The sequence below is a fragment of the Shimia sp. MIT910701 genome (assembly GCF_047126315.1).
Taxonomy (GTDB): Bacteria; Pseudomonadota; Alphaproteobacteria; order Rhodobacterales; family Rhodobacteraceae; genus Shimia.
Genome location: NZ_CP138953.1, coordinates 2,242,924 through 2,259,930 on the forward strand (window position 1 = coordinate 2,242,924; position 17,007 = coordinate 2,259,930).

General features: G+C 58.0%; 17 protein-coding genes. 5 read left to right on the plus strand and 12 right to left on the minus strand.

Going from position 1 to position 17,007, the window contains the following annotated elements; genetic code table 11:
* Positions 1–136: 136 nt before the first annotated feature.
* Both cobT and cobS read right to left on the minus strand, forming a co-directional pair.
* The gene (cobT, locus tag SIB38_RS10715) at positions 137–2,011 is read right to left on the minus strand and encodes a cobaltochelatase subunit CobT (RefSeq protein ID WP_412551998.1); all 1,875 of its coding nucleotides are present in this window, start codon (positions 2,009–2,011) and stop codon (positions 137–139) included.
* A 159-nt stretch (positions 2,012–2,170) separates the two neighbouring features.
* Positions 2,171–3,157 carry a cobaltochelatase subunit CobS gene (cobS, locus tag SIB38_RS10720; protein WP_294113829.1) on the minus strand — a complete coding sequence of 329 codons (987 nt, stop codon included), beginning with the start codon at positions 3,155–3,157 and terminating at the stop codon, positions 2,171–2,173.
* A gap of 196 nt (positions 3,158–3,353) precedes the next feature.
* On the opposite strand from cobS, the gene msrB reads away from it, so the two are divergent.
* Positions 3,354–3,824 (plus strand): peptide-methionine (R)-S-oxide reductase MsrB, encoded by a 471-nt coding sequence (gene msrB / locus SIB38_RS10725; protein WP_294113827.1) that lies wholly within the window; start codon positions 3,354–3,356, stop codon positions 3,822–3,824.
* 99 nt (positions 3,825–3,923) lie between these two features.
* On the opposite strand, the gene SIB38_RS10730 is transcribed toward msrB, so the two are convergent.
* Positions 3,924–4,631, minus strand: coding sequence for a response regulator transcription factor (locus SIB38_RS10730; protein ID WP_294113825.1), 708 nt, complete (start codon positions 4,629–4,631; stop codon positions 3,924–3,926).
* A gap of 287 nt (positions 4,632–4,918) precedes the next feature.
* Positions 4,919–5,935, minus strand: coding sequence for an AraC family transcriptional regulator (locus tag SIB38_RS10735; RefSeq protein WP_412551999.1), 1,017 nt, complete (start codon positions 5,933–5,935; stop codon positions 4,919–4,921).
* Positions 5,936–6,047: 112 nt separating this feature from the next.
* On the opposite strand from SIB38_RS10735, the gene SIB38_RS10740 reads away from it, so the two are divergent.
* Entirely contained in the window at positions 6,048–6,302 is a 255-nt protein-coding gene (locus tag SIB38_RS10740) for a hypothetical protein (protein ID WP_294113821.1), read from the plus strand.
* Entirely contained in the window at positions 6,299–6,694 is a 396-nt protein-coding gene (locus SIB38_RS10745; protein WP_294113819.1) for a hypothetical protein, read from the plus strand. Before SIB38_RS10740 ends, SIB38_RS10745 begins: the two co-directional genes overlap by 4 nt.
* Here SIB38_RS10745 and SIB38_RS10750 read toward each other — a convergent pair.
* Both SIB38_RS10750 and SIB38_RS10755 read right to left on the minus strand, forming a co-directional pair.
* Positions 6,691–8,232, minus strand: a complete 1,542-nt coding sequence (locus SIB38_RS10750; RefSeq protein ID WP_412552000.1) for an adenylate/guanylate cyclase domain-containing protein — start codon at positions 8,230–8,232, stop codon at positions 6,691–6,693. The two genes, SIB38_RS10745 and SIB38_RS10750, sit on opposite strands and share 4 nt — an antisense overlap.
* A 143-nt stretch (positions 8,233–8,375) precedes the next feature.
* On the minus strand, positions 8,376–8,999 hold the full coding sequence (locus SIB38_RS10755) for a DnaJ domain-containing protein (protein ID WP_294113817.1): 624 nt from the start codon (positions 8,997–8,999) through the stop codon (positions 8,376–8,378).
* A gap of 75 nt (positions 9,000–9,074) precedes the next feature.
* Between SIB38_RS10755 and SIB38_RS10760 the strand changes: the two genes are divergently transcribed.
* Entirely contained in the window at positions 9,075–9,335 is a 261-nt protein-coding gene (locus SIB38_RS10760) for a BolA family protein (RefSeq protein ID WP_294113815.1), read from the plus strand.
* Positions 9,336–9,341: 6 nt separating this feature from the next.
* Here SIB38_RS10760 and SIB38_RS10765 read toward each other — a convergent pair whose 3' ends face one another.
* The 3 genes from SIB38_RS10765 to SIB38_RS10775 form a co-directional block, all read right to left on the minus strand.
* The gene (locus SIB38_RS10765) at positions 9,342–9,863 is read right to left on the minus strand and encodes a DUF4177 domain-containing protein (protein WP_294113813.1); all 522 of its coding nucleotides are present in this window, start codon (positions 9,861–9,863) and stop codon (positions 9,342–9,344) included.
* A gap of 36 nt (positions 9,864–9,899) precedes the next feature.
* Positions 9,900–10,493 carry a class I SAM-dependent methyltransferase gene (locus SIB38_RS10770; RefSeq protein ID WP_294113811.1) on the minus strand — a complete coding sequence of 198 codons (594 nt, stop codon included), beginning with the start codon at positions 10,491–10,493 and terminating at the stop codon, positions 9,900–9,902.
* 96 nt (positions 10,494–10,589) lie between these two features.
* Positions 10,590–11,063, minus strand: a complete 474-nt coding sequence (locus SIB38_RS10775; protein WP_294113809.1) for a thioesterase family protein — start codon at positions 11,061–11,063, stop codon at positions 10,590–10,592.
* 291 nt (positions 11,064–11,354) lie between these two features.
* Here SIB38_RS10775 and SIB38_RS10780 point away from each other — a divergent pair, with 291 nt between their 5' ends.
* On the plus strand, positions 11,355–13,469 hold the full coding sequence (locus tag SIB38_RS10780) for a S8 family peptidase (protein ID WP_412552001.1): 2,115 nt from the start codon (positions 11,355–11,357) through the stop codon (positions 13,467–13,469).
* A gap of 90 nt (positions 13,470–13,559) precedes the next feature.
* Here SIB38_RS10780 and gatB read toward each other — a convergent pair whose 3' ends face one another.
* The 3 genes from gatB to SIB38_RS10795 all read right to left on the minus strand — a co-directional run bounded on the left by gatB (position 13,560) and on the right by SIB38_RS10795 (position 17,005).
* On the minus strand, positions 13,560–15,068 hold the full coding sequence (gene gatB, locus SIB38_RS10785) for an Asp-tRNA(Asn)/Glu-tRNA(Gln) amidotransferase subunit GatB (RefSeq protein ID WP_294113803.1): 1,509 nt from the start codon (positions 15,066–15,068) through the stop codon (positions 13,560–13,562).
* A gap of 75 nt (positions 15,069–15,143) precedes the next feature.
* Positions 15,144–16,469 (minus strand): hypothetical protein, encoded by a 1,326-nt coding sequence (locus SIB38_RS10790; protein ID WP_412552002.1) that lies wholly within the window; start codon positions 16,467–16,469, stop codon positions 15,144–15,146.
* Positions 16,470–16,579: 110 nt separating this feature from the next.
* Positions 16,580–17,005, minus strand: a complete 426-nt coding sequence (locus tag SIB38_RS10795; protein ID WP_294113797.1) for a hypothetical protein — start codon at positions 17,003–17,005, stop codon at positions 16,580–16,582.
* Between the last annotated feature and the right edge of the window lie 2 nt (positions 17,006–17,007).

Genomic DNA, 17,007 nt, shown 5'->3' on the forward strand with positions numbered 1-17,007 from the left:
CAAATGAATTGGCGTTCAGTGATACGCACTGCGCCCCCAATGGCAAGCGGATTGCCGCAGCGGTAGAAAAGAAGAGGGGGCCAGCCCCCTCGCGGACGCTCACCCCCGGGATATTTCGGGCAAGAAGAAGAGGGACTTAGCCGACTTTCCGCATGCCCATGACACGCGCACGGGCGCGTGGATCGTTGTCAAACAGGGCGGCCAGTTGCTCGGTCATGGCACCTGCAAGCTGCTCCACATCGGTGATGGTCACCGCGCGGTCATAGTAGCGGGTCACGTCATGGCCGATCCCAATGGCCAAAAGCTCCACCAGTTTGCGTTTTTCCACCATGGAGATCACGTCGCGCAGGTGTTTTTCCAAATAATTGGCGGGGTTCACCGAGAGCGTGCTGTCATCAACGGGCGCCCCGTCGGAGATCACCATCAGGATCTTGCGCTGTTCCGGGCGCATCAGCATGCGGCGGTGGGCCCATTCCAGCGCCTCGCCGTCGATGTTTTCTTTCAGCAAGCCCTCTTTCATCATCAGGCCAAGGTTCGGCCGCACACGGCGCCAAGGGGCGTCCGCCTGTTTGTAGATGATGTGGCGCAGGTCATTCAGGCGGCCCGGTTGCTGTGGGCGACCGTCGTTGAGCCACTTTTCACGGGCCAAACCGCCTTTCCACGCGCGGGTGGTGAAACCGAGGATTTCCACCTTCACGTTGCAGCGCTCCAGCGTACGTGCCAGAACGTCTGCACAAATCGCGGCAATGGAAATTGGACGGCCACGCATCGAGCCAGAGTTATCGAGCAGCAATGTCACCACCGTGTCGCGGAACTCGGTGTCATGTTCCATCTTGAAGCTGAGCGGCGTGGTGGGGTTGGCCACAACGCGCGCCAGACGCCCGGCGTCGAGCGTGCCTTCTTCGAGATCAAACTCCCAGCTGCGGTTTTGCTGCGCCTGAAGGCGGCGCTGCAGGCGGTTGGCCAGACGACTCACTGCGCCTTTGAGGGGCTCGAGCTGTTGGTCCAGATAGGCGCGCAGGCGTTCCAACTCGACCGGCTCGGCAAGTTCTTCGGCGGCAATTTCTTCGTCATGAGTGGTGTCAAACACCACATAGTCCGGGTCTGCCTCAGAAATTGGTGGTGGGGGAGGTGGATCCAGCGGTGCTTCACCGTCCGGCAGCTCTGCCTCATCGGACATCTCGTCCTCAGCCATGTCATCCATGGTGACCTGCGCCTCGGACATGTCCTGTTGCTCTTCCTGAGATTGCTCAGGGCTGGCCTCAGTGTCTTCTTGGTCGCTGTCATCCTGACCCTGGCTATCGGGGTCTTCCTGCTCTTCCGCCTGTTCTTCGGCCTCGTCTTCCTGATCGTCGATGTCGTCTGGATCGTCACCTAGCTGATCGCCGTAGCCGAGGTCCTCGATGATCTGGCGGGCAAACTTGGCAAAGGCCTGTTGGTCGGACAGCAGCTCTTGCAGGTCGTCCAAGTGCTCGCCTGCGCTCTGCTCGATGTAGCCGCGCCACAGGTTCATCACATTGGCCGCCGCCGGAGGCAGATCGCGGCCGGTGGCCAGATGACGGATCAGATAGCCCGCCGCCACAGGCAAAGGCGCCTGCTCGGTGGAGGTCATGTCGCCATACCCACGGCCAGCGGCTTCCTGGCTGATTTTTACGTCAATGTTTGTGGCAGTGCCGGGCATGTCCCGCGCGCCCATCGCTTCACACCGCGCGGTTTCCATCGCCTCATAAAGATCGCGGGCAATGCCTTGGCCGGGCGCATAGCGCATATGGGTGGCGTCATCGTGATACTTGCGTTGCAGCGCCAGCGCATCGGCGGTGCCGCGCGCCAGAAGCACCTCGTCGCGGGTCATGCGACGGCTGACCTGGGGCAGGCGGATGCTGTCGCCGGACATGCCGGAGGGATCAACCGTGTAGGACACCGACAATTCCGGATCGTCGGCCATGACTTTGGTGGCCTCAGCCAGGGCCTTTTTGAACGGATCAGCGGGGTTGTCGCTTGGTTTTTTCATGATCGCACCCAGTCCATAGAATGAGTTTCCCGCTCAGTGTGGTCTTTGTCCAGCCTTCCTTATTGAGAGGGCAGTGCCCGACCGCGGGCGGAAAACGAAGTGCCCGCCCATGGGGGCGGTCGGGCACTGTCCGGCGTTGCCGCCGGACAAGGCTGTTCTTTAGCCCAGGCTCACGCTGGCCGCGCTTTCTGGCAGCTCTTCGTCAAAGCAGCGCTGATAGAACTCGGCAACGGTCTGGCGTTCCAGTTCGTCACATTTGTTCAGGAAGCTCAGGCGGAAGGCATAGCCGACATTGCGGAAGATTTCCGAGTTTGCAGCCCAGTTGATCACGGTCCGTGGGCTCATCACGGTGGACAGGTCGCCGTTCATAAACGCGGTCCGAGTCAGGTCCGCAACGGTCACCATCTGGCTCACAATCTTGCGGCCTTCGGCGGTGTTGTAGTGCGGCGCCTTGGACAGGATGATGGCGGCTTCGGCATCGTGGCTGAGGTAGTTCAGCGTGGACACCAGAGACCAACGGTCCATCTGAGCTTGGTTGATCTGTTGCGTGCCGTGGTAGAGGCCAGTGGTGTCGCCCAGACCCACGGTGTTTGCTGTGGCAAACAGGCGGAAATAGGGGTTTGGCGTGATGACTTCGTTCTGGTCCAGCAGGGTCAGCTTGCCGTCATGCTCCAGAACACGCTGGATCACAAACATCACATCCGCACGACCGGCATCATATTCATCAAACACAATCGCGGTTGGGTTGCGCAGCGCCCAGGGCAGGATGCCTTCGTGGAACTCTGTAACCTGCTTGCCGTCGCGCAGTTTGATGGCGTCTTTACCAATCAGGTCGATCCGGCTGATGTGGCTGTCGAGGTTGACGCGCACACAGGGCCAGTTCAGGCGGGCGGCAACCTGCTCGATGTGGGTCGATTTACCGGTGCCGTGGTAGCCTTGAATCATCACACGACGGTTGTGGCCAAAACCCGCCAAGATCGCCAGCGTGGTTTCCGGGTCAAACTTGTACGTTGGGTCGATCTCTGGCACGCGGTCTGTGCGCTCTTCAAAACCCTTGATTTTCATGTCGCTGTCGATGCCAAACACATCGCGCAGATCAATGTCTTCGGTGGGCTTCGCGTTGCTTTCCATCATGCCGTCGGCCATGTCGTATGTCCTTCTCCCGGCCACCCAAATACGGCGGCCCAAATCTACCGGCCTTTGGTGCATCAAATCCCACGGGATCACAAGCGAAACTCTGCAAAATACGTGGCGTTGTCACGAAACTCACAGTCCTGTGCTGAGCTGTTAATTGCTTAATCGCCGATTGGTGCGCAATTTTACGACCAAAGGAGGATGGTGAATGCAACGACGTCATTTCATTTCGGCCGCAGGCGCGGCAGCGCTGGCTGCCATGGCCTTGCCGCGTGCCACTCTGGCAAAAGAGTTCGAGGTCAGCCGTACGGACGCCGAATGGCGCGCCATGCTCACACCCGCGCAGTACAAAGTGATGCGGCAGGAGGGCACAGAGCGGGCGGGCTCGTCGCCATTGGATAAGAACTACGAGAAGGGGACATATCACTGTCGCGGTTGCGATCTGAAACTCTACAGTTCGCGGCATAAGTACGACAGTGGCACCGGATGGCCGAGTTTCTACAAGTCGCTCCCCAAAGCGATTGGAACCAAACCGGACCGCAAGCTCCTCCGGGTCCGCACCGAATGCCACTGTCGCCGGTGTGGGTCGCATCTTGGACATATCTTTGACGATGGTCCGCGACCCACGGGGAAACGCCATTGCCTGAATGGCGTCTCGCTGGTGTTTAAGCCCAAATGAGACCGGGTGCCTCACCGCCGAGGTGGGGCATAAGGTTACGGTGGCAAAGCTGCCCGGTCTCTCATCCCCGAAGGACGATCATGGGTTGGAACAGGCCACTCACGCAGCCATGTCCTCCGGGGAATCGGTGAAGCGATAGCCAAGCCCGTACAGGGTTTCGATCGCGGTGAAGTTGGGCGCCACATCGCGCAGCTTGCGCCGGATGCGTTTGATCTGGCTGTCGATGCTGCGGTCGGTGACAAAGACGTCGCCGCCATAGGCAAGGTCCAGAATATTGGCCCGGCTGAGCACCTGGCCGGGGCGTTGCGCGATAATCCAGAGCACGTTGAATTCGGTGGCGGTGAGGGCGACCTCTTTGCCATCCCAACGGGCCTCATGGCGCAGCCGGTCCAAACGCAACGCCCCGCGCTGGATCACCGTCACATCATCGGCATCGCGATGGCTGGGCGCCGCGCTGCGTAAGGCCGCCGCGATCCGCGCGCCAAACACCCGCATGGAAAACGGTTTGGCGAGATAGTCATCCGCCCCAAGGCGCAGCATCATCGACTCTTCGGTGGCACTGGCAGTGGTGCTGAGCACAACCACAGGCACGCTGTAGGTGTTGGTGATCCGCTCGATGATGGTGAGCGCATCCATCGACCGCTGGCGCAATTCCGTCACCACCAAATCAACGGACTGACGCGACAGCTCTGCCATGGCGGTGTCCGGTGACACATGACAGAGGCTTTCGTGCCCGTCATGCAACAAGACATCCTGCATGGCCGCCAGCAGATGACGGTCCGGATCAATCAGAAGGACTCTGGACATGGCCGCCCTCCGATCTGCGTGCGATTGCGGGTGAAAACATCCTGTTTGATCGCCACAGGTTCCGGGCGCCCGCGCTGGTGTAACCAAAGCAACGGGAACAGGGCACTAAGCATTAAAGCACTGAAAAACATGGCGCCTCCCTTCTGAGATCTGATGTGAAAATCTGAAGAGAGTGTCTTGTCTCTTCGTTCATCACACAGATGGGGGAGGATCAGGAGGTTGCTTTGGGCAAAGTTGCCACTGTTTTGTCAAACCGTGCCAATCGTGGCCGTCTTGCCAAATTCCGCTCAGGCCAGCGATTGTCGCCGCTCGCCTGGGGACTGCCCGGTCCAGCGTTTGAAGGCCGAGGCAAAGGAACTCACGTCGGAATAGCCCAGCAGAAAGGCAATCTCGCTCTGGCTCATCGCACTGTTTTTGAGATAGCGATCCGCCATGGCGCGGCGGAAGTTGGACAGCACAGTCTGATAGGTGGTGTTGGCGTCCCCCAAGCGCCGCGCCAGGGTGCGCGCGCTCATGCCCAGATCTCGGGCCACATGCGAGACGGAGGTCTGACCCGTGGCCATACGGTCCGCGATGGCTTTCTCCACCACCAACTCAATGTCGGCCCGGTTTTTGGGCCGCTGCGCCAGCACCAGATCGGCGTGGGCTTGCAGGATTTTGTGCAGACCTTCATCAGAGGTGCTCAATGGCACGTCCAGATCGGCCAAACGATATTGCATGCTGTTCCACTGCGCGCCAAAGGTGACTGGACATCCCAGCAGCTTTTCCAGCTCTGCGGCATTGTGTTTGCGACGGTGTGTGAAAGTGATTTGTTTGGGCAACACGGTGCGCGGCAACAGCTTGTTGGTGCCGTTTAAAAACTGGCTGACCTGCGCCTCCACAAAGTGCCCCACTTCAATTTTCGCTGGGATGTCAAAGCGCCAGCGAAACGTGCCGTCTTGATCAAGCGTTGACACATCAACTTCCATTGCGTTGGAGAAGACCTGGCCATAGCGGGCGAGGTTGGTGACAACACAGCGTATGTCTTTGGATGTGCGCCCGAGATAGCCAATCAGCCCAAGGTTGGCAAAGCGCCGGGTTTGCCCCCATCGGACGGCGACTAGGTCATCGCCAGTCAGCTTTTCCCCATTATCGAGAATCTTCATCTGCCCTTCCAGGGAAATCAGATGATCGCCTTCTTTGAGGTCCGCGCGGGTCAGGCCGGTGCCTCGAAAAATCTCAGCCTCGGAAAACCCAAGGCTCATAAGATATTCGGAAAAATGACGACCCATCGCGGTCGCATGCTTTGGGGTGCTCTGCATCATGTGCTCACATCACCGTATTTGTCGCTCAAAATCAAGGCTGTGGCTGCGGCTTGACGACGGAGGTTAGTTTTCGCTAGAAAAGCTACCTTGGTACCAAGGTGAGGGGTTCGCGATGAAGAAAGTGGAACGCGTCCAAACCGGTCTGCGGCTGGAGAAGCAGTTGCTCAAGGTGATGAAAGCCTTGGCAGAACAACTGGACATGTCAGCGGCTGAGTTGGTTGAGGGTGTGATGTTGCACGCCTTGGAGGGCAAGACACCGTTTTCAGAGGCGACACTGGCGAAGGCCGCGATGCTCAAGGAGGTTTATGACCTGACCTTGACAGCAGAGGACGCTCACAAGCTGACAGAAGAAGGGGCAGACACATGACAGATTACCGAGCCGTCTTAGGGGCGTTGGATGCGGGCACATTGGCGCCGCAGGATTTTGATCACCGCGCCCATATTGCCGTGGCCTTTGAAGCGTTGCGCGCGGACGACTTTTTCACGGCTTCAAAGCGCATTGCCGATGGGCTCAAGCGGTTGACCGTCGCGGCAGGCGTGCCGGAGAAGTTTCATGCCACCATCACGCAAGCCTATATGTCGGCCATAGCGGAAGCTATGTATGCCACAACTGCAGAGGACGCTGAGGCGTTTCTGGCGCAGAACGCAGACCTCCTGGAAGGGACGTTCCTGAAAGAGTGTTATAGCGCGGCTTGCCTGTCCTCGGACTTGGCACGCAAGGTGGCTCTGTTGCCGGATCGCGTGGGCCGCGCGGCTTAAGCCTTGTCCAGTGCGTCCCGCACAGCGGCGGCGATCTTGGCGCGGGTATCTGCGTCCATGCCTTGCATGTCGACCACAAGGCTTTCACCTTCCTCGCGGGCGGTGGCGGGCCGCCGGTTGGCCCCGTGGCGCAATACACGGTAGGGGATGATTTCGCGGGAAATGCCTTTGAAATGTTGCGGCGCCAGGGCTTCGGCGTTCACCAGATCTTTCGCATGGGCGTAGGTCTCATAGCTCATTACAATGCCACCGGGCTCCGCGATGCCCTCCAGCCGGGCGGCGAGGTTCGCTTCCGCCCCGATGATGGTGTAGTCCATGCGGGTGTCGCTGCCAAAGTTGCCAACGTTGCAATAGCCGGTGTTGATGCCCATGCGCGCGCGGAACGGATGCTCGATACCGCGCGCACGCCATTGCACTTCCAACTCGTCCAATCGGGTCTGCATCTCTAACGCCATGCGCACACAGGCACGGGCATCTTCGGTTACGCCGTGTGTGGTTGGATCGCCGATAAAGGCCACAATCGCATCGCCAATGAACTTGTCGATGGTGGCCCCGTGTTTTTGGGCGATGGCGCCCATCTCCGTGAAGTACTCGTTCAGCAGCTTGGTGAGTTCCTCCGGTTGCATCCGTTCCGTTGTGGCGGTGAAGTCTTTGATGTCGCTGAAGAACACGGTGAGCTTCTTGCGTTCGGTGCTGATGGACACATCCCGCTCTCCTTCAAAAATTGAGCGGTATACCTGCGGCTCCAGATATTTGGAGATCTTTAGCGATACATCGGCAAGGAAGGAGTTGTTCTCTGTCAGTTCATCATTGGCCGCTGCAAACTTCTCTGCCAATCGCAACTGGTGTTTGGCAAAGGCGATGCCAAAGGTGCCGGCGATCAAGAGATAGCTTAGCAGGAACTTGAAGGACGCGAGATCCAGCGTGAGCGGCTGGCGGACCTCGACAATTTGCAGCCCACGCACGTCGCCAACTTTCCAGTCGGTTTTGACGCTGTCGGGATGGGTGTTGTGACACGCTACACAGGTTTCCTGCATGTATACTGGCGCGGCCAAGGTCATGCGGTGATCCAGCAAACCGCCAGACTCGGCAATGATGTGATCCCGTGTTTCCTCCGGATCGGAAAACCGCGCCATCGCATTGATCTCAAAAGGTGACATCTCATGCGGCGCGCGCCCCTGAAACGGGTATTGCGAGACAAAGTGATAGTTCACGCCCGGTAGGATCTCGGAAAACCGCCCGGACAGTTCGATTGCTGCGGTGGCTGGGATCGGGAAAGCCCCGGGGATGTCGTGATAGTCATGCCGCGCTTCGGGCGCACCCTCGGCAGCTTGCACGCGCGCCACAACATTTTCCGCATAGAAGGAGCGCACATCATCCATCAGCTTGTTCAGGCTGGTGGCTTGTCGATGCAGGTTGTGGTGAGAGAGACTGTTGAGGTCAAGCCAAAGCGCCACCGGCAGCAGCAACAATGCGCCCGCCACCACAGTGTAGAGCCGTTTGGGGTGGGCTGTCAGATACTCAATCAATTGCCGCATGATCTGCTCCCGTATTGCGCCTGCCTTCACATTTCAGTGATACCCAAGGGGTGTGCTAGCTCAAACGGCTTTTGCGGATTTTTCCGTCGCAAAGAAAAAGGCGCGACCCTTCGGTCACGCCTCACATCTCAAGCCAATTCAACTTACTTGAAGTTGCGGCTCTCTTTGATTTGATCCCAAGCCCACATGACCTCTTGCAGCTGGTCTTCCTGGCTGCGGTCGCCGCCGTTCATATCCGGGTGCAGAACCTTGATGAGCTTTTTGTACGCCTTGCGCACCTCAGCTTTGGTCCAGCTGTCTTTGGCTTCCAAAATCTCGATCGCGCGGCGTTCCGTGGGCGGCAGACGCTTGGCTGCACCTCCGTTTTTGCCAGGGTTCTGGGTGGCGTTGCCGCCAAGCACCTGATGAGGATCCTCAATGCCCAGACGGGCCCATGCGCGGGCCTCCGGATCGGTGAACTTGCGCGTTTCCCGCTCCCAGACCTTGTCCTTGGAATTCTGCGCGTTCAGCTCGGCTTCGGTCTTGCCGTCAAAGAAGTTCCATTTCAGGTTATATTCGCGGATGTGCTCTTTGCAGAACCACTTGAATTCATCCAGCACATCCGGCGCACGTGGGGCGCGGTAGGCACCTGGCTCGTTGCAGCCCTCGTGTTCACACACGCGAGTGGAGGTCTCCGACGCTCCGGACATGCCGCGGCGTCCTCGCGGGTTTTTCTTCTTGGCCGATTTAATCGACATATCGAAACCGAAGGGATCAGATTTTGTCATACGCGCACCTATTCGACTCGGAGCGGAGAGTTTACCCTAACCGGCGTCAGATTGAAGAGGCTGGAGATAAAAATTATGAGCGTCGCGCAGGAAATTCACGACAAATTGTCCGCTGCCTTTTCACCCGTTGACCTGCAGGTTGTGGACGACAGCGCCAGCCATGCGGGTCATGCCGGTGCGCCCGCTGGCGGGGAAAGCCATTTCAACGTGCGCATCCGTGCGGCGGCCTTTGCGGGCCAGAACCGTTTGGCGCGGCACCGCGCGGTGCATGCGGCGCTGGGCCAGGATTTGGTGGGGCGCATTCACGCGCTGGCGCTGGACATTGACGCCGCCTAAAGCGCTTTACTTGGATTGTTCCAGCGTCTCCACGCGTTTTTTCAGCGCCACGTTCACGTCGTCTACAGACTCACCCTCGTCGGGGTCTTTCTCTGCTGAGGTTCCGGTCTTGTCTTCTTCCTTAAGCACCAGGCTGTCAGGCTTTGACTCGGCAACAGGTTCAGAAGATGTAACGCGCGAAATATCTGCCTGCTCGGCTGTGCCAGGGGCCACGGCCTCTTCTTCCTCTTTCGGCGCGGGCAGCTCCGCTACCTTCGGCGCCGCAAGCGTTTCCGGCTGAAATGCAGCCACATCATCAACCTTTGCACGACGAAAAACCAGAACCGAGCGGTAGCTGGTGCTGGAGCCAGTCAGCCCGCTGCGCTCTTCATGCGGCAGCGTGTCTGCACGCAAATACTCCCAGCCTTCTGCGCCCAAGCGGTTCATCTCTATCTCCAGCGCATTGGCAAAGCGACCTTCTGGTGCCTTGATGCCCTTGGCTTTTTGCCCACGCGTCGGGGCCGGGATAACTTTGTACTCATAGGTCATTTCAAAAAAATTCCGGTATGTAATCTCTGGCGGCGCTCAGCCGCGCAACTTTCGTGGCAGTTTGCGCAGGCGGTCGGGGTACTCCGGGACCTCTGCGCTTTCTTTGAACATGGCCCAGCTGGGAAACTTGTCCTGTGGATCACGTTTTTTGGACATTTGTGTACGCATCACCGGCTGGCCAAGCTCCTCGCCCAACGCGTCCACGCAAATCTGCACAAGCGGCCATTTCTCGTGATAGTCATGCCCGGCAATCATGCCGCCAACCTTCACCTTCTTGAGCCAGTCAAACATCGTCTTGCCACGCTCTTCGCCGGTGTGGGCGTAGCCGTCGATATAGACAAAATCGAAATACTCATCCGGAAAGGCGTCCAGCGCATTCTCAAAGGTCATGCGCAACAGCCAGTAATTCTGCCCCATGCCGATGTTTTTGAGGGCTTTGATGTATTCTTTGGTGTCGTGGTGGTCGCCGTAGATATCGACGCCATAGAGCTCCTTAAACAGCCCGCCTTCCATCAGTCTTTTGGAATACCAGCCACCAGCCACACCAAGCTCGATGCCCACCAGGTTGTCGCGCTCCAGAAACTGCGGCAGTTCCTTGCGCTCTTGCATTATGTCGATCACGTCTACCATGTGGCGGGTACCGTTTCACGTGGCGGCGGTGAGGTCCAGCGGTTTGAGGACCAAAGACGCGCTAGGCCGCCAATCGTGACACCGCTGCATCGGGAGTCACTTGTGTCGGATGCCCATCACGCGGCCAACCCGGTCCGGCCGGGGCAGGGTGCTGTGTAACTTTGACATCTTGGAAAACTGACCAAGGATTTCTTCCGGCATGGGGGCGACGCGCGGACCGCTTTGGTCAATGTGTAGCCCCACGCCTTCACCGGTTGCCGAAACCCATCCATCCGCGTGGATCAGCTCCTGATAAAAGTGAAAGCTCTTGGCGTCGTAATCCAGCAGTTGGAAGCTGGCAGTGACTTCGTCTCCCAAATGCAGCTCGCGCAGGTAGCAGAGGTGGAACTCGGCCGAAAAGGTCGTGTTGCCTGTCCGTGCGCGATACTCAGGCCCAAAGCCCAAGACCGCGCCCACTTGGTCGACTCCACGATCAAACAGCACGTTGTAGTAGGCCATGTTTAGATGGCCGTTGAAATCCAACCACTGCTCTTCCACGGCCATTGGTTTGGATACAAATGGGGCGGTCATGGCAATCCTCCTGCTGCTGCGTTTTCTGTATGGCGGCGGCCGTAAAAAGGATCAACCTTTGAGGGTTCTGCTGACGTTGGGGCACTCGTTACCTAAGCGCTGTGCCGCACAAAGGGCGCAGGCAAATATACCTAATTTTTAAGCAAAATCAGCAGGCTATTTCACAAAAGTCGACGCGCTTTCTTGGGGGCGATTCAGGCAATGATTAAGGTTCACAACCTACCGTTTCCATGAGTGTGGGCAACGGTGAGTGGAACAATGGACTGGCGCAAAAAACGTCTTTCGACGGCAATGATTTTGATTTCCGGCGTGGTGGCCGGCTGCGGTGGGGAAGACACACCTGCGGTGAAAGATACCGGCGGAAGCTCAGCAGATAGTTCACTGCCGCAAACCGATAGTCAGGTGCTGTTGGCGTCCTTTCTGGACAGTCTCGACGAGGTCCGGGCACAGGCCAATCGTCTCTTGAGCGGGAATGTGCGGTATCAAGTGCAAAATGCGTCTGGTAGCCAGTTTGTGGACCGCAACAACAACCGCCGTTTTGACAGCAGTACAGACACGCGTCTGGAAGGTAACCCGATTGAACATTCCGGCATTCACTACGCACATGCTGCTGGTTTGACGGGCGAAGGGCAGATTATTGCCTTCTCCGATAGCGGGTTTCGCCCGGGACATGAGGCTTTCTCCGGCAAAAACGTCACCACCGGGTCCGGCATGGCGCGCGATGACCACGGCACCTTTGTGGCCTCCATCGCAACAGGCATGTCTGATGACATGATTGGCGTGGCCCCAAATGCGGATGCCATTTTTGGCAGTTTTGACACCTACGCCCAGCTGGCGGAAACCGCCAATGCAGCGGCGCGGGCAGGGGCCGTGGCGCTAAACAACTCTTGGGGCTACTCGGGCATGACCGCCACGCGGTCCGACTACAATTTCATTTTTGGGTCTTCATCCGGCCGTGATTACCTTGATGCGCTGCGCACCTACGCCGATGATGGCATTGTCGTGTTCTCCGTGTCCAACGACTATGACGCCTCAAATGTTGGGCTGATGGCCGGGTTGCCGGTTTTGGAACCGTCTCTGGAAAACAGCTGGCTGGCGGTTGTGAACGGCGTGCCCACTTTAAACGGTGATGACGTGGTGTCTGCGGAACGGGTGTCTGCGGGATGCGGTGAAGCGGCGGCCTGGTGCATTTCCGCAAACGGCAGTTGGACCGGTGCCACCGCCAGCTCAAACAGCAGCTACGCTTTCGGAACCGGCACGTCCTACGCGGCGCCAACCGTATCCGGTGCTTTGGCGCTTTTGGCGGAAGCTTTCCCGGACATGTCACATCAAGACCTGCGCATCCGTTTGCTGGCCTCGGCGGACAACGAGTTTAGCGGCTTTCGTGAGGATGGCACCGTAGAGCTGGTGCCAGGCTTTGAGCACGCCTATAGCGAAGAGTGGGGCCATGGGTTCCTGGATGTGGCGGCGGCGCTTTTGCCGATCGGCCGCACCACTGTGACCACCAGCAACGGCACCGTGGTCAACACCAACGAGCCGCTTGCAGTAGCCGGTGCCGCCAGCGGCGATGCGGTGGCCCGCTCTTTGCGTAATGTGAACGTGGTGGGCAAGGACACGCTGTCAGCGTCCTTTATGATCGACGCGTCTCAGATGGTGGCCCATCGCCAAGCAGCGCCGATGTTTGGCGCCCATGATGCAATAAACTTTGATCAGTATCGTGCGCCGGAGTTTGGTTCTGCGTCTTTCTTTGGCGCGCGAGCAGGTTTGCCCATGCAGCTTTTAGACAGCGAGTATGATTTGTCGATCTATCGCTCCCGCAGTGGGGGGTCGGATCGCTTTGGATTTGGCCTTCGTCGCAGCTTTGATCTTGGTGGCGCAAGTCTGCAAATTGGCGGTGGTCTTGGTGAAGATACGATGGATTTGTTGTCGGATTGGAATGGCGGCACCGATACGTCTTTGATGTCGCTGGACATGGCTTTGTCCACCGACGTATCCGACAATGCACAGCTGAAGTTTGCTTTGGGCTATGCCTTTGGCCAAGAGGCGTCCGGATTGGGGCAGTCTGCAGATGTCTGGTTGAACGGCGGCGCCGTGACCTATGCGCACCAGCACGCCTTTGCCCAAAACGACCAACTCAGCCTTTCGTTCTCCATGCCCGCAGCCGTGGCCTCTGGCACAACCTCGGTGGCTCTGCCAGTGGTGAACGCTGCCGGCACAGTGGCGCACCAGAATGTTCCGATTGACCTTACGCCTTCGGATCGGGAAATGCGTCTGACGCTAAGCTACGAGCGTCCGCTCACACGGCGCACCAATCTGGGGCTGTCTCTGGCACATGCTGTCAACCGCGGCCATATCCCTGGCGCCCGTGAAACGGCTGTGATGTTTGGTCTGCGGACACGGTTCTAAGCCAAATCGTTAACGTCAAAAACGTGTAACGCGCCGGTTTTGACACCGACGCGTTACAGCTGCGAAACAGACGCAATACCGACGTGGCTTTTAGCCGTTCAACTTCTGCGCCACCAATTGGTTAACGGCTTTAGGATTGGCCTTGCCGCCCGTGGCTTTCATCACCTGACCCACAAACCAGCCAGCCAGTTTCGGGTTCTGTTTGGCTTTCTCAACTTGCGCCGGGTTGGCCGCAATGATCTCGTCCAGCGCGGCTTCAATCGCGCCAGTGTCGGTCACCTGTTTGAGGCCTTTTTCTTCCACAATTTTTGCTGGATCGTCCTTGGTTTCGATATGAATCTCAAGCACTTCCTTGGCAATTTTGGTGCTGATCTCGTCAGACGCCACCATTGCCAAAATGGCCGCGTTGGCTTCTGGCGCGACCAGATCCTGTGGCGCAGTTTCGGCCTTGTTGGCGCGGCCCAGCACTTCGTTAATCACCCAGTTGGCGGTCTTCTTGCCGTCTCCTTTGCCCACAGAGGCTTCAAAGTAGTTGGCCAGATCCACCTCGGCGGTCAACACGGATGCGTCATATTCGGTCACGCCGTAGTCATTGATAAAACGCGCTTTTTTCTCATCCGGCAGTTCCGGCAAACCCTTGGCAATGTCGTCGACCCAGCCTTGTTCGATCTCCAGCGGGAGCAGGTCAGGGCAGGGGAAATAGCGATAATCATGCGCTTCTTCTTTGGAGCGCATGGAACGGGTTTCGTTCTTGTCCGGATCGTAGAGACGAGTCTCCTGATCAACTTCGCCACCGGCCTCAACAATCGCAATTTGACGACGGGCTTCGTATTCGATCGCCGCTTGGATGAAGCGCATGGAGTTCATGTTTTTGATCTCACAGCGGGTGCCGAGATGCGAGAAATCCTGTGTTTCCATATACTTCTCATAAGCACCAGGCTTGCAGATCGACACGTTCACGTCAGCCCGCAAGTTGCCGTTCTGCATGTTGCCGTCACAGGTGCCCAGATAGCGCAGGATCTGACGCATCTTGGTGACGTAAGCAGCAGCTTCTTCCGGACCACGGATGTCCGGGCGGCTAACGATTTCCATCAGCGCCACACCGGTCCGGTTCAGGTCGACAAACGACATGTTCGGGTCCATGTCGTGCACGGATTTGCCGGCGTCCTGCTCTAGGTGGATACGTTCGATGCGCACTTTGCGCGCCACACCCGGGCCCATGTCGACCAGAATTTCCCCTTCGCCCACAATGGGTTCGTAGAGCTGGGAGATCTGGTAGCCCTGCGGCAGATCAGGGTAGAAGTAGTTCTTGCGGTCAAATGCGGACTTCAGGTGGATTTCGGCTTTGAGACCAAGGCCCGTGCGCACCGCTTGCTCCACGCAATACTCGTTGATCACTGGCAGCATGCCCGGCATCGCGCTGTCCACGAAGGCCACGTTGGAGTTTGGCTCGGCGCCAAACTGGGTGGAAGCACCGGAGAACAGCTTGGCGTTGGACGACACCTGAGCATGCACCTCCATACCAATGACCAATTCCCAGTCATGTTTGGCGCCCGCAATGACTTTGGGCTTCGGGGTCTCATATGTCAGGTCGAGCATCGCTCACGCTCCTTGGATATCTGGCTGATCTGCGTTCTAGGCCAGCCAGATACAAGGAGCAAGAGGGCGGGTGCTTTATGGGTTGATTTGGGTAATGCCGTCTGGCGAGAAATGTACGGTTTGCCCAGCCTGTAGGCCCGCCATGAACGGCATGGCTACTGCTTGCAAAGCCACATCGCGGCCTTTTGCGGACAGGCGCTCTTTGGAAATCACACGGGAGGTGTTTTCAAATCCAATCTCAGCGTGTCCCCAAATCAGCGGGTGAATCTCGCGCAGGTGTTCACGCACAACCATGTCAAAGCCGGCCCGCAAGGCCGGAGGCAAGTCTTCACGCAGTCCATCCGTACCATATTGAGATCGGGCATGCTGCCAACTGCGGTAAAGATGGGCGGCCATGAGGTTGGCCGAATGTTGATCGCCACGGCGGTCAAGCGCATCTGTAACGCCATCGATGAAGTACTCTATCTCCATCATCTCGAGCCCGTTCGGGTCCACCAACAAGGCGTCAAACCACACCCAAGCGTAGGCGCCTGCGCCCCAAATGTCGTAAGTTTGTGCTGCGATTCTACGAGCTTGCAGGTCGAGTTGTGAAAAATCCCCGTACCAGCGCGGCAGGAGGTAGTTGCCCAAAGCGCGCATGTGGCGGGGGTTTAGCGGGTCCAGCTGAATCAGCGATTCAAACTCGGCGCACAGAGTGTTGAGCGGCTGAGCCGATCCGGGCAGGAGGGCGCAGCGGGCGGCGGACAGGGCTGGGGAGAAATACTGTTTCGGGCAGTATTGTTTCAGAATGTCGGCGGCCCGATCAAAGTGGGCCTGGAAGGCGTCGCGATTCACGTCGCGAACATCATCTTTGGCAGCCGCGCCACGCCAGGCCCAGCCGATGTCTATGTGCATATGTGCCACCACCAAAGCCATGGGGTAGCTCTTGGGGTAGTCTTCGAGGAGGCTTTCGAGCGCTTCGATTCCGGAAAAGAAATCAGCACCTTCCGCTGGGCGGCCATGTAACAAAGCATGTTCGGCCGCACGAACGACATCGGAGCGAGCGCCAAACAGCATGAGCTCCGCCAGCGGTGTTCCGGTGGCGGTCGTTGCGCGGTTTTGGTCGTGCGTACGGATTAATTCCTCAAGCTCATCCCAGCGTTCCTGACGGGCCAGGAACTGCCCGTGGTCGCGGATGTGTTCACTTTCGATTTGATCCGGTGTGGAGGCGTTGATTGGAATTTCCAGGCGACTTAAGAGGTCGCGGAACGTGTTTTTTCCGTCTTTGGCCAGGTCGGACACGGCGGGTTTGCGCGGCATCGTCATCGCTTGTCCCAAACGGCGCAAAGCCGGCGCCGCAAATGCTGACGCGGCCGACACACCCTGGGATTTGGCTCGATCTCTGGAAAACAGTTTCATCATAGCTCCGTTCCTGCCACCGAACGGACTATGGGCGTGTATTCAGGCCAAAAAAGGGCACCATGTTGAAATCATGCGGTCACGCGCTGCCCAATTGTGGTCAAATTCGTTACTCACATCAGGCGCAAGCGATCCCGTTTGACCGGTATGTCATGGCGCTCCAACGCGGCTTCCAAATCGGCGCGCGGTGGCAAAACATCTTGGGGAACCCGCACCTTAGCCTCATCATACATGATCAGAGTGATGCGGAAGGCCACGCCCAAACGGGTTGCAACATGCACCGATTTGATTTGATGGAAGCCGAGCTCTGCCTCCTGGGTGGCGTTTTTCCAGCGGATGCCGTTGTCATCCAGTTCAAAAGTCGCAACCGGGTTAAAGGCCACGTCGACAAGGGTGGGGATCACAAAGAAGGACAGCACCGCGACAATGCCCCAATGAATGCCGTAGCTTAGCAAACCAACTAGGCCAATGCTAACAAGGCAGAGCACGAGAATGCTGCGCGGATTGCGGCCGTAGTGGGCGTGTTTCAATGTATCCATGT